This is a genomic window from Nitrospira sp. SG-bin1 (assembly GCA_002083365.1).
In the GTDB taxonomy this organism is placed as follows: Bacteria; Nitrospirota; Nitrospiria; order Nitrospirales; family Nitrospiraceae; genus Nitrospira_D.
Genome location: LVWS01000033.1, coordinates 544465 through 557192, shown reverse-complemented (window position 1 = coordinate 557192; position 12728 = coordinate 544465). Strand labels below are relative to the sequence as shown.

General features: G+C 55.4%; 15 protein-coding genes. 8 read left to right on the top strand and 7 right to left on the bottom strand.

Features of this window, described 5'->3' with window-relative positions; genetic code table 11:
• The first annotated feature begins 126 nt into the window (after positions 1-126).
• The 7 genes from A4E19_07125 to A4E19_07095 all read left to right on the top strand — a co-directional run bounded on the left by A4E19_07125 (position 127) and on the right by A4E19_07095 (position 7010).
• Complete coding sequence (locus A4E19_07125; protein ID OQW33109.1) at positions 127-1419, top strand: serine protease; 1293 nt, start codon at positions 127-129, stop codon at positions 1417-1419.
• Positions 1420-1443: 24 nt separating this feature from the next.
• Positions 1444-2193, top strand: a complete 750-nt coding sequence (locus A4E19_07120; protein OQW33108.1) for a hypothetical protein — start codon at positions 1444-1446, stop codon at positions 2191-2193.
• Positions 2194-2448: 255 nt separating this feature from the next.
• Positions 2449-3705: a hypothetical protein gene (locus A4E19_07115; GenBank protein ID OQW33107.1), complete on the top strand. Its 1257-nt coding sequence runs from the start codon at positions 2449-2451 to the stop codon at positions 3703-3705.
• 191 nt (positions 3706-3896) lie between these two features.
• A complete protein-coding gene (locus A4E19_07110) occupies positions 3897-4610 on the top strand; it encodes a hypothetical protein (protein OQW33106.1) in 714 nt (237 codons plus the stop codon).
• A gap of 45 nt (positions 4611-4655) precedes the next feature.
• Positions 4656-5906 (top strand): glutamate dehydrogenase, encoded by a 1251-nt coding sequence (locus tag A4E19_07105; GenBank protein OQW33105.1) that lies wholly within the window; start codon positions 4656-4658, stop codon positions 5904-5906.
• A gap of 111 nt (positions 5907-6017) precedes the next feature.
• Positions 6018-6311: a hypothetical protein gene (locus tag A4E19_07100; GenBank protein OQW33104.1), complete on the top strand. Its 294-nt coding sequence runs from the start codon at positions 6018-6020 to the stop codon at positions 6309-6311.
• 192 nt (positions 6312-6503) lie between these two features.
• On the top strand, positions 6504-7010 hold the full coding sequence (locus A4E19_07095) for a hypothetical protein (protein OQW33103.1): 507 nt from the start codon (positions 6504-6506) through the stop codon (positions 7008-7010).
• Positions 7011-7239: 229 nt separating this feature from the next.
• Here A4E19_07095 and A4E19_07090 read toward each other — a convergent pair whose 3' ends face one another.
• From A4E19_07090 to A4E19_07075, 4 genes are all read right to left on the bottom strand, one after another.
• Positions 7240-8172 (bottom strand): hypothetical protein, encoded by a 933-nt coding sequence (locus tag A4E19_07090; protein OQW33102.1) that lies wholly within the window; start codon positions 8170-8172, stop codon positions 7240-7242.
• A gap of 15 nt (positions 8173-8187) precedes the next feature.
• The gene (locus A4E19_07085) at positions 8188-8376 is read right to left on the bottom strand and encodes a hypothetical protein (protein ID OQW33101.1); all 189 of its coding nucleotides are present in this window, start codon (positions 8374-8376) and stop codon (positions 8188-8190) included.
• A 20-nt stretch (positions 8377-8396) separates the two neighbouring features.
• Positions 8397-8603 carry a hypothetical protein gene (locus tag A4E19_07080; GenBank protein ID OQW33100.1) on the bottom strand — a complete coding sequence of 69 codons (207 nt, stop codon included), beginning with the start codon at positions 8601-8603 and terminating at the stop codon, positions 8397-8399.
• Positions 8604-8695: 92 nt separating this feature from the next.
• Positions 8696-9892: a hypothetical protein gene (locus A4E19_07075; protein OQW33099.1), complete on the bottom strand. Its 1197-nt coding sequence runs from the start codon at positions 9890-9892 to the stop codon at positions 8696-8698.
• Between the two features lie 173 nt (positions 9893-10065).
• Here A4E19_07075 and A4E19_07070 point away from each other — a divergent pair, with 173 nt between their 5' ends.
• Complete coding sequence (locus tag A4E19_07070) at positions 10066-10386, top strand: hypothetical protein (GenBank protein ID OQW33098.1); 321 nt, start codon at positions 10066-10068, stop codon at positions 10384-10386.
• A gap of 73 nt (positions 10387-10459) precedes the next feature.
• On the opposite strand, the gene A4E19_07065 is transcribed toward A4E19_07070, so the two are convergent.
• The 3 genes from A4E19_07065 to A4E19_07055 all read right to left on the bottom strand — a co-directional run bounded on the left by A4E19_07065 (position 10460) and on the right by A4E19_07055 (position 12717).
• Positions 10460-11392 (bottom strand): hypothetical protein, encoded by a 933-nt coding sequence (locus A4E19_07065; GenBank protein OQW33097.1) that lies wholly within the window; start codon positions 11390-11392, stop codon positions 10460-10462.
• Positions 11393-11487: 95 nt separating this feature from the next.
• Complete coding sequence (locus tag A4E19_07060) at positions 11488-11766, bottom strand: integration host factor subunit beta (protein ID OQW33096.1); 279 nt, start codon at positions 11764-11766, stop codon at positions 11488-11490.
• Between the two features lie 48 nt (positions 11767-11814).
• On the bottom strand, positions 11815-12717 hold the full coding sequence (locus A4E19_07055; protein ID OQW33095.1) for a multidrug transporter: 903 nt from the start codon (positions 12715-12717) through the stop codon (positions 11815-11817).
• Between the last annotated feature and the right edge of the window lie 11 nt (positions 12718-12728).

Genomic DNA, 12728 nt, shown 5'->3' with positions numbered 1-12728 from the left:
ATTCTAGGGGGTTCATTCCGTGGTTTGCAACCAGGCCGCTTCCTTGACAGGGTAGCAAGTGGCTCGTAAGATCTTTTCATCATTGATCGTTTCCACAGTGATGGTGAACACAGGACACTTTCACCCATGTATAAGCTCACAACACCGATTGTGGGTCCAGGATTGGTCCTGTGTTTGATGCTGTTAACCTGCCCCGCGCTCGCCGAAGACATCATCGTCGCAAACTACGAAGGGGTCATTAATCCTGTCGCAGCGGAGTATCTGCACGATGCCCTCGCGTTGGCCCAATCATCGAGTGCACAAGCCCTCATCTTAAAACTCGATACTCCCGGAGGACTGGACACGTCCATGCGCTTGATGATCAAAGACATGACAGCCTCGTCTATTCCGGTGATCGTGTTCGTCGCTCCTTCCGGAGGCCGTGCCGCCTCGGCAGGTGTCTTCATCACGATGGCGGCCCATGTGGCCGCCATGGCGCCGGGCACCAACATCGGAGCCGCACATCCGGTGGCGATGGGTGGCGGTGAGATGGACAACACGATGAAGGAGAAGGTGGAAAACGACGCGGTCGCGTACATCAAAAGTATCGCCGAACAGCGTGGACGAAACGTCTCATGGGCCGAAGACGCAGTTCGAAAAAGCGTCTCCGTGACCGAGCAAGAAGCCTTAAAACTCCGTATCATCGACGTGATCGCGGAAGACATCCCCACATTATTGAAATACCTCCAAGGACGAACGATTGCTCTTCCTCACGGATCAATCACGCTCCCGAAAGAGACCGCTACGCTCCGTGAATTCCCGATGGGAACTCGCCTGGAACTGCTCAAGATCTTGAGCGATCCCAATATCGCCTACCTTCTCATGTCCATTGGGACAATCGGGATTATGGCCGAACTCTACAGCCCCGGCGCCATCCTGCCCGGTATCATCGGCGCCATCAGCTTGATCTTGGCGTTCTATTCACTTCAGTCGCTTCCCGTGAACTACGCGGGCGCGCTTCTTGTGGTGCTCGGCGTGGTTTTCCTCCTGCTCGAAATTTCGGTCACCAGCTATGGGTTGCTCGCGCTGGGCGGCGTGGCGGCGATGACGTTGGGCGGTTTGTTGCTTATTAAGAGCGACGCACCGTATTTGCAAGTGTCTCTATCCTTTTTATTGCCGACAGTCATGACGCTCGGATCCTTGATTGGAATCATTGCCTGGACAGCCGTCAAGAGTACCCGCGGCAGACCGGTTACGGGAGCAGAGGGCATGATCGGCTCGATCGGGATCGCCAAGACCGACCTCAATCCTCGCGGTCAGATTACGCTACATGGAGAAATCTGGGAGGCAGTGAGCCATGCCCCGATAAGGCAGGGAGAACCCGCAGAAGTACTGGGGATTGAGGGACTGACCGTAAAGGTGGCCCCGACCAACAGATAAATCGACCGAAGATAAGGAGCCAATATGTCATTGCTCATGCCGTTAGTCCTGCTGGGCGCCGTGCTCTATGCGAGCTTCAAGCGCGTCATGGAATATGAACGGCTTGTGGTATTTGTACTGGGCAAGTTTCAGACGGTGAAAGGTCCGGGCATTCGGCTGGTCGTCCCGGTCCTCCAACAGATGGTGCGGGTCAACCTACAGACCGTGACGATGGAAGTCCCCTCCCAGGATGTCATCACCCGGGACAATATTTCCGTGAAGGTGAATGCCGTCATCTTCCTTCGTGTGGTTGATCCTCAACGGGCCGTCCTCGCCGTCCAGGATTATTTGTATTCCACATCACAAGTGGCACAAACCACCCTGCGCAGCGTGCTCGGTCAGAGTCAGCTCGACGACCTGCTGTCGAAGCGCGATGACATCAACGCCGAACTGCAGCGGATTATCGATCAACAGACCGAACCCTGGGGAGTCAAGGTGGCGGCCGTTGAAGTGAAAAACGTGGATATTCCGCAAGATATGCAACGTGCAATAGCCCGACAAGCTGAGGCGGAACGAGAGCGGCGCGCCAAGATCATCCACGCGGAGGGCGAATTCCAGGCCGCCCAGAAACTTGCGGAAGCCGCCGACGTCATCAGTCAAAACCCTGCCGCGCTTCAGCTGAGGTACCTTCAGACACTCGTCGAGATTGCGGCGGAAAAAAACTCGACGACCATTTTCCCCATTCCAATCGACACCCTGGCCCCTTTCATCAAAGGACTCTTTTCCAATAAATAGTGTGGCATTTCAGCCTGAATTCTGATGCCGATCCTACATACATGCCGCATAAGTGGGACAGTTCTTCCCGTGCTTCCTCATTAGCCCCGTCTAATCTTTCTGATTTTTCGAGCTGATTTCACCCGTCTTTTCTCATCTTGAATCCAGCATCTCTTTTGCTTCGTATCTGAGTACAGATCTGGACTCGGTTGAATCTTTTCCGCTGAATAAGGCTCAAACAAGGTACGATGTTCAACCAGAGCAAAAGGTGACACGATGAAAGATGGACTGCGAGTGTCAGAAGATATAGAGATACAGAAAACTTTCGTCCCGGATGTCGATGCCGATGACGCCAAGGCCAGCGGCATGCTGGGAATGATGAGCCGTGTCGAAGCCGAGGAGTCCGACTCGGACGCCAAACCTCAACCGGCCATGCGCATGAGCCGCGGGGCCAGCCCGTTCCTTTTGGAAGCCTTGTACTTCCGATCGTTCGGCGAACGAGGGCTCCTGACGCGGGAAGAGGAAACTGCCATCGCCAAACGAGTGGACCATGGGACAAGGCGCATTCGGGCGGCTCTTCGTCAGGCCGTACGAGTCTTGTTCAAATCCAAACGTACACCCGTTGTTGCAGAGAGCGTGAAAGTCCTGCAAACAGTCAGACGGTTGAGCGGACTTTCGGCGACCGCGTTGGATAGTGCCGAGAAGGCCTTACACACCACCCTCAATCAGTCGGATTCAGACTTCAAGCCTGTCGCGGGCACCGCCAAGACGCTGAACCTATTGCTCGATGAAATCCGCTCCGCCAGGGTCATCTTGGAGGAGGGCAAAGATGAACTCGTGCGGTGCAATCTTCGTTTGGTGGTGGATGTCGCTAAACATTACACCGGTCGAGGGTTGAGCTTGCTGGATCTCGTGCAGGAAGGCAATATCGGCCTGATGAAAGCGGCCGAACGATACCAGTACCGAAAGGGATTCAAGTTCAGCACCTACGCCACGTGGTGGATCCGGCAGGGCATCACCCGGGCGTTGGCGGACCAATCGAGAACGATTCGCATTCCGGTCCACCAAACGGAAGCCTCGCATCGAATCCTCCGTGTGATGCGGAGACTGGGGCAACAGTTTGGACGACCGGCCCGCTTGGAAGAGATCGCCCATGCGTTGCGCATGAGACCGGAGCGACTCCGCGAGACAGTGCTCGCCTTTCAGGAACCGGTGGCCTTGGAAACTCCAATCGGTGACGGCGATACCCAATTCGGGGATATGATTCCGGACCAGGAAGCTGTTCCACCCGATGCACATGTCCACCGGAGTGAACTGACCGAACAACTGGACCGAATTCTGAGCACTCTCACGCCTCGCGAGCAAACCGTCATTAGGCTCCGCTTCGGAATCGGCTATGATGAAGCCAGCACTCTGGAGCAGGTCGGTCAGAGCTTGTCCGTGACACGCGAACGTATTCGCCAAATCGAGGCGAAGGCGCTCAAGAAGCTGAAGACTCCTGCGATCAAGGAGCTTTTCGCCGCCATCAAGTAGTTACCGAATATACCGGGTTGCGGGGGGAATACCGTTCCTCTCGTAACCCGGCTTTCCTCTGTCGGTGAAGTATGCAACAATATCCAAACCATGCGGGCTTGTGCTTCTCCACGACCGCGACCTTTGGAATTGATCCTGATGGACGTTAGCCATCTTGATGGATGGATCTGTCCCCTTGAGCGTGTAATCCCGTGATCGACGCGAATACCGCGACGTCCCCACACTTGGAATTTCTCCACATTCAGACGGATGCGATTCGTTTCTTTCCAGAACCGGTCCCTTATCTCGTAGCCTGGGAAATACAGTCTCGCTTGCATGGGGAACGTCTCCTCAATCGCCGGCCGGACACGGTTCTGATTCTTGAACATCCACCCGTCTATACGCTCGGACGTCGCACCAAGCCGTCAGATTGGGGAGGTAGTGAATCCGCGTTATGCGAGGATGGAGCCGAACTGCATCACGTCAATCGTGGCGGATCGGTGACCTTTCACGGCCCCGGACAGATTGTCGTCTACCCCGTGCTCAAGCTTGATCGCCATGCTGCCGGGCCCAAGCAATTGGTCTGGTTGCTGGAAGAGGTGATCATTCAGACGCTCGCCCATTGGGACATTGCCGGCTCTCGCATCACGGGCAAGCCAGGTGTGTGGATCCTGCGACCTGAGCTTCAAAAAATCGCCTTCGTGGGAATACGAATCGAGCACGGCGTGACATTGCACGGGTTCGCCTTGAATGTCGATTTGGATCTCACGCCGTTCCAACGGATCCATCCCTGCGGATTTCCTGATTGCCGTGTGACATCCATGGCGGCAGTACGCCAAACAGCAGTTCCGGTTGAGGAGGTCAAACAGTGCCTTGCTCTGGCCTTTGCGGCGGTGTTCACCTGCAACCGATCAACGGCTGCATGACGCGTCAGGGTACGGCGATGGCGGGCGTTTGTTCAGGGGAGCCTTATGCAGGAACTTGACACACCGACTTTCCGCCTAGCAGTGGCTCAGTTCGATCAGGCGGCGGAGGCCATGAACCTCGACCCGAACCTTCGCGAACGGCTGAAACTTCCCCAGCGGTCTCTCGTCGTGAGCGTTCCAGTTCGGATGGACGATGGGCACGTGGAAGTCTTTACCGGCTACCGGGTTCAACATGATTCATCACGCGGCCCCTCCAAGGGAGGCGTGCGTTACCATCCCGACGTGAATCTTGGTGAGGTGGCCGCCCTTGCGATGTGGATGACGTGGAAATGCGCGTTGGCCGGCTTGCCTTATGGAGGCGCGAAAGGCGGAGTCGCAGTAGCGCCGCGGCGGCTGTCACCCGCCGAGTTACAGCGGCTGACACGGCGATACGTCGCCGAGATTTTCCCACTGATCGGTCCGGACAAGGATGTACCGGCCCCGGACGTGGGAACCGACGCCCAGATCATGGCCTGGATGATGGACACGTACAGCCAACAAGTCGGCTTCGCTGTTCCCGGAGTGGTCACCGGCAAACCGATTTCGATCGGGGGGAGCTTAGGCCGAGAAGAAGCGACGGGACGCGGAGTCGTGTATGTGACCCAAGAAGCGCTTCGCCACCTTAGGTTGCCAATGGAAAATGCCACCGTGGCGATCCAAGGATTTGGAAATGTCGGTTCACACACCGCCCGCATCATGCAACAACAGGGGGCACGGGTGATCGCCGTCAGTGATGTCAATGGCGGTCTCTACAACGACAAGGGGTTGGATATCGCACAGCTCCTTCGGCGCACCCCCGGTGAACCGCTGCATGACACCAGGCTTGGGGAGGCGATCACGAATGAAGAATTGCTTCAACTGGACTGCACTGTCCTGGTGCCTGCTGCTCTCTCGGAACAGATCACAAGCAAGAACGCCCATTCCTTACGGTGTCGGATACTATCCGAAGGTGCGAACGGGCCGACAACGCTGGAAGCCGACCGCATCCTCGCCGACAAAGGCATATTCGTCATCCCCGACATCCTTGCGAATTCCGGGGGGGTCATCGTCTCGTACTTCGAATGGGTGCAAGACCTTCAGCGCTTTTTCTGGAGCGCGACAGACATTCAGCATCGTCTGCAAGACATCATCACATCCGCCTTTCAACGGACACTCCATTTTTCGACTGCGCGCGGGGTGTCCATGCGCATGGCGGCGCTCATGAGCGGGATTGACCAAGTGGCCCAGGCGCATCTCCAGCGTGGATTGTATCCCTGACCTGTGACTTCCCACACTGTTCCCTCGGGTCCTCTTGATTGGATACTTGCCCCTCCGCTCTTACGTACGCTAGGGTGCTGGCGTGCCCCATAGAGAAGAGGAGGAGTACTCGTGGATCGAAACATGATCACTACTGCGTGGGAACAGCATTGTGCCGACGGTTGGCCTCGGTTTTCGAGCCCGCACCAGGGACAATTGATGACGATCGATACGGTCATCAGCGGCTGTGTGGTCTACTACCTCGATAGTTCCGATGGCCTCGATGACCAACGGATTGCCATCGTGAAAGACTGTTTAGGCGATCTCGATGAACTGACAGAAGGACTGGACCCTCAGTCCCAGATCTACTTTTACCGACTTCGTGAACTTGGGGCGATGTTGCTGGACGCCAAGCCGCAATCGTGATGCCAAGATAGATATCCATCCAACAAATCCCCTCCAGCGGCCTTTCATGTATCGCGTTCCTTGCAGGTCTAGCGACATGTTGGCTACAATGTCCCCCATGCCTTCCAAAATCCACCAGAACCCTTCTTTATCGAATCCCGGACCCTTAAGAAAGAAACGCTAAACGCCATGACAAATGAACCTGGAGCATGGATGGCCATCATCCTACTGGCGAGTGTCCTGGCAGTGCTCGGTTCAGCCCACGCCGAGCCGTATGAATTAAGCAAGAACGATGTCATGGAGCCGACGGCCTTTTCGAGCGCTGACGTCTCGCTGTTCGGCGTCAAACTTGGCGACTCGGAATCCAAGGCCGTTGAAACGCTCGTGAACGAAAAGATTTCCGGAATCAAGGCCGAACAGGAAGCGACGTTCATCTTCCTGCTCGATCAGCGAAAACCCACCGGTCCAATGGCCGGAGTGCGTATTCAAGACGGCAAGGTCGACCTCCTGTTCATCAATAACCGGTTCGCGTACAAGACCAGAGGTATCTTTCGCAACGTGCTCAATAGCGAGAGTCCGGAGGACATCCGAAAGTTGTTAGGCCGCGAAGAGTATGGAGACGAAAACGTGATGGGCGCCGTCATGGCGTACGACAAGCAAGGCTTCCAGGTAAATTATCTTGGCAAGGACATCAACATCGAGTTTGCCGCTCCACGATAGTCCATCCCAGTCGTGTCACCAATCGGAAGCTGTGCCAAAGAAGGCAGAAACCCACATCTTCAAGTCCGCAGAGCCGAACCGGTCGTTTGATTCGACGCGGAGAAATCTCCTCTCGACTGCCCAGCGATAGTGCTCGCATCCAAATAGCGAACCAGCGACGTCCACAATCGACATGCCAACCAGTTCCGTACGTTATCCTTTACACTATGTGAGGAATAAGAGGAGGCTGCTAGGGGACGGTATTCGTGAGACGGAACCCATAGTCGATCAAGCTCTTTGCGGTATTCCACCGACGGTTCGAGTTCAGGATCACGAGCAGCAAATCGCTCCCGTTTTGGGAGACTTTGGCGATCAAGCAGCGGCCTGCTTTTGAAGTGAATCCGGTTTTCACCCCTTCCACGCCGGGGATGCGTCCGAGCAAACGATTCGTGTTGTGGAGAACATACGCGCGATAGCCGCTGACTGGTGTGATAATCTCGCGTTCCTCTTTCACGAGGTCTCGGAACACCATGTTCCGCATCGCCACTTCACTCAACGTCGCGAGATCTTCAGCCGTCGAGTAATGGTCGGGACCGTCGAAACCGCACCCATTGCTGAAGTGGGTGTCTGACAACCCGAGTGCAACAGCCTTGCTGTTCATCAACATGACGAACTGCTCTTCGTCTCCGCCGACGTGCTCGACTGCCGCCAAGCAGGCGTCATTGGCCGACACCATCATCATCGCCTTGAGTAAATCGCCGAGGCGGAACACTTCCCCTACTTTCAACCTCAGGTGAGTTTTGGGAGCCCTTGCCGCATTCTTGCTCACCGTGACCAAATCATCGAGGCGGCCTTTTTCAAGAACGATCAGCGCCGACATAATCTTGGTGAGACTGGCCGGCGAAAGGCGTTTCTCGACCTCGTGCTCGAACAGGATACGGCCCGATCGCAACTCTTTCAGAAGAATACTGTGCGCCGGGATTCGTTTCCACGGGAAGGGTTGCGGGGCATACCGGACAGGATGGTGAGCCGGGTTCCGGGATTGCTTCTCCATCCCCGAAGCAGGGCCTACGAAAAACACGATCACGAAAAGAGCGATGACTGAAACAAGCGTATAGCGAGGGAAGGTACTGTCCAAGATTTGCCTGTGATCACCGAGGGGATCATGGTCGCATCGTGCCACAAACGGCCGCCTCGTTTAAAAGATGAACGATTCACGCACTTTATCACCTTTCCGCCCACTATCAATCACTTTATGAAAAAACCGGAGGAGGTCGGCCAGATCAATCCAGAACCCGCAATTGAGGCATCGAGCGTATATCCGCCTGTTGACCAGGGTATAGTGGCGTTCCACCAACATGAACCCTTTGCACTTGAGACACTGCATACATGTCCTGTTCTCTCCGGTTACCGAAGGCGATTCATGATTAACGCCACGCACCCAGCGAGCAAGCCACCACCGATGAGGGTCGTGCCAAAATACACGAAAACATTCGTCCCGCCAGAGGGTTGCGTGCCTTCCCACAAGTCGCGGACTCCGCCCTGGACCATGAGGACGGAGAGGGTCAGCAGAGCCCCGATCATGAACCACCATGCAAAGGATCGAAGTGCCATGTCATGCTCAAAATTTGCGCGCAGGCCTAGCCCCTGGCCACTCTAGCGAAGGCCCTCCAGGCTGTCAAGAATGGGCGGCGATTGCCCGCGTCCTATTCTCTTGCCTCCAACTTCGGAATGGGTTTGAGTCCACGGTGGAGGAAGATCGAGACACTGCCGCTTCCGTTGTCCGCGATGGCGAGTCCGGGTTCTTCCAGTCCGGAGGTGGTGACACGAAATGATGAAAGGGCAAACGGGCCGGCTTTCGTGCGGTAATTCCTCGGCGGATAGTGAAAGGTCCCATCACCCTTTCCAAACAAGATCGACAGATCATTCGATTGGAGATTGACGATGGCGACATCCTCTAACCGGTCGCCATTGAAGTCCCGCGCCAACCCAAAGTTGGGACCAGCATCGGCCCCGGAATCCTTACCGGGCCGAAACGTCGCATTGCCGTTTCCGAGAAACGTCGTGAAGCTATCTTTTTCTCCATTGATGACCAATAGATCCCGATGATGATCATTATTAAAGTCCGCAAAGCTCACACCGAGAGGCCGCCGGCCCGTCGAATAGTCTTTGGGATCACGAAAGGTGCCGTCCCCGTTCCCGAGCCAAATCGAAACGGCATTCGACATCGGTCCTCCATTCGTCACCACCAGATCCAATCTTCCATCGCCGTTGAGATCGGACAGGGCCACGGATGTAGGAGTGTCTCCATGTTCGTACTGTGTTCCATGTCGGAATTCGCCGGTCCCGTTCCCCAGAAAGACCTTGATCTTGTCATTCCGTAGCGCGACAACCAGATCGGCATGATGGTCACCGTTGATATCATCGGCGGCCAAACCAATCGGCGCCCGATGGACCGGATAACGCGGCCCCTCTTCAAACTTCCCATCTCCATGTCCAAGCAAAATCATCACCTCGTCGCCACCGGAACATGCCAAAGCCATATCCGCATGCCGATCCTGATTGAAGTGACTCATCACGAGAGAACGCGGTTCCTGGCACACATGGAGTTGAACTTGGTCCCTGAACGTCCCGTCACCATTGCCCAGCAAGATCGAGAGGGTATTGCTGGCAATATTGGTCGTGATGAGATCGGTGAACGAGTCCTGATTAAGGTCTTCGGTGACAATGGTGGTGGGGTTCTTACCCACCTTGTAACTGGCAAAGTAATAAAATGGATCAGGTGGATCATAGGGTTCGCTCTTGGAACAGGCCCACAAACCGTGACCGATCGGAAGAAACAGCCATAGTACGGAAAGGCACAGCCTCGCGGTGCGCGATCTCCGCTCGATACGATTATTCACACAGTCTCCGCTACCGAACCCTGCTGGGACCAATGGCCTATGCCGATAGAATCACAAGCCCCAGTATACAGAGGCAATCTTTCCCCTCGCAATCTACGAGCGGGCCCTCATCAGCCTTTGAATTTTGCCTTCCGCTTACGTTATGATGCGGCGTCGCTTTTAGGAGGAAAGTTATGAGCAAGATTGTGAACGTTGATATTACGATGTACGGGATTGCCGAAGTTCTCACCTGGTGTCATGATCGGAACAAGGGGCGCATCCCCGGCGTTGATACACCGGGCTTCAAAAAAATGCAGGAATTGCTTGCGCAGAAGCCTCAGTCGGGAGACTACTTTACGCTTGATCAATTCTGGAAGAAAAAAGTAACGTTACCATTGACTGAAGACGAAGTTGCGACGATCGATCGTTGCCTCTACGACATTCCGAACTTGGATAACGAACCACTCCCCCAAATCCGACACAAGTTCTGGCCTCAAGCGGTGGAAACACACTAAGTGTAACGCTCCACTGCTTGCACGACGCTCTTGGAAAGCACCTTGAAGAAAACGCAGAAGGGATCTTCGATTGTCAGAGCGTTCCCTCTCCTTTGAGGTACCTGCGAAAACGATCCATGAGCTCGGCTCCCAGGGTCCCGCCTTCCGGCTTCTTTGTCAAAGGGTCGGCAAAGTGCCCGCGAATTTCCTGAAGGCGTTTCTCGGCTTGATCATTGCCCTGCAGGCGCTTGGTTTTCTGAAGGGCGGTATCGAACGCATCGAATGTCAATTCCTGATAACCGAACGAGCGGATGCGCTTGACGGCCTTCATCATGGCCTGATTCCGGAACGTCGTCAAATGGCCTGAATCGATTTCTTTCAATCCCAGCTTTCGGGCTCGCCGTTCGGCTGCTTTTCTGATCCCGCTGCGCACGAAATCCGGAGATGTCTGAAGCCGTTTCCAGGCTTCGTCGGTCCAAGCGATTCGTTCCTGAGGCGCTTCCCATAGATCCTGTAGAACCGCTGCATCAATGCGGGTCAGCCGTTTCGCTCTGGCGAGATCTTCCGTATCGCGTTTCAACATGTCGGTCACGAATTCCAGGGCGATGGGTGGCGATTGTTTCAACTTGTCCTGGAGCAGGGCCGCGGCATCATCGGTCCATTCCATCGGAGGGCCGGTCTCCTCATGGAAGTCACCAAGGGCTTCCACTTTTTCGAACAACTCGACATTCACTTCGAGATGCCCCCGTTCCTTGGCGACTTCCTCTGCGATCTGCTTGATCATCCCGCGCATGAACTCAGGAACCGTCTCCAACCGCTCTTTGGCGGCGGCGGTCCATGGAAGACGGCCCTGGGCCATTTCTTCGGCGGCAGAAGCCATACCGGCTTCACCGCCCAGACGCCCCATCATCTGCCCCTTGAACTGCTCGAGAATTTCCTCGGTGATTTGCTCATACCCCAATTCACGCGCTTTTTTTTCAGCCAAACGCCGGACCATGCCACGCAAAAACATCGGTGCACGTTCCATTCGCCTGAGTGCGCCATCGGTCCAACGGATTTCCATGGCTGCAGACTGTGACGGTTCTGACATGGGATCAAATCCCCTCTTCCAAGACGAGCGGTCTATTGATTGAGCAACTCTTTGAGCTCTTTGCCGGCTTTGAAAAACGGGACCCGCTTGGCCGGAACCGCAACCGTTTCTCCGGTCTTTGGATTCCGCCCTTCCTTCATCCGACGGGCCCGCAATCGAAAACTGCCGAATCCGCGAATCTCCGTTTTATCGCCGTTCTTCAGCGAGTCACGGACACAATCGAAAATCGTATTGACGACGACTTCTGCCTGCCGCTTCGTCAAGGTGGTGACTTGCTCAGAAACCTTTTCGATGATCTGCGCCTTGGTCATATCCACTCTCCCTTCGACCCGGTTATCGCCGCATCTTCAGTGACACAGCTAGAAGGCCATCAGGTACTTCAAGCTCACACCCGGTTGCATATTCAATTTCGGAAACATCATGCTGAGTTTCGAGTCCAGGATTTCGCGAATGGAAAAGCGGCGGCGTGGCTCGACGACCTTCGGTTCTCCTTCGATCCCGGCCACCTCGGCAGCCAGTTGAATGGCATCTTCCAAGTCACCGAGTTCATCGATCAGTTTTGCTTCCTTGGCCTGGCGTCCAGTAAAGATTCGACCGTCGGCGAGGGCTTGGGCGGTCCGAAGTTCGAGTGAACGGCCTTCCGCCACCGCTTCGATAAACTGCTTGTGAACGTCATCCATCACGGCCTGGAGCAACGCCCTTTCTTCTCCGCTCATCTTCCGGAGCGGAGACCCCACATCCTTATACTTTCCGCTCTTGATGACGATCCCTTCCACACCGATTTTCTGGAGTAACCCTTCCACATTGGCCGTTTCCATGATGACTCCGATGCTGCCCGTCAGTGTTCCGGGATTGGCCACGATACGGTCCGTTGCGGCAGCGATATAATACCCTCCGGAAGCAGCGACGCTTCCCATGGATGCGATCACCGCCTTATTGTTCTTGCTCCGGACCCGCTTGACCGCGTCGTAAATCTCTTGCGACGGCACGACGCCGCCCCCGGGACTATCGATCCGTAGCACGATGGCTTTGATCGAGGGATTTTCGCTGAATCGCTTCAACTCTCCGACCGTTGTTTGCGAATCAAGAATGACGCCTTCAACTCGAATCAAGGCAATGCGGTCCTCACTGGACAAGTCGAGGTCGGGGTAGAAGAGATTCATCAGAATCAACACTCCTACCCCCGCCACAAAAAGCCACAAAGCCTTGCGGAACGGACGGCGCTTTCGCGGGCCTTCCGTCTGTGTCACTTCATCCGCCATGACCCACTCCC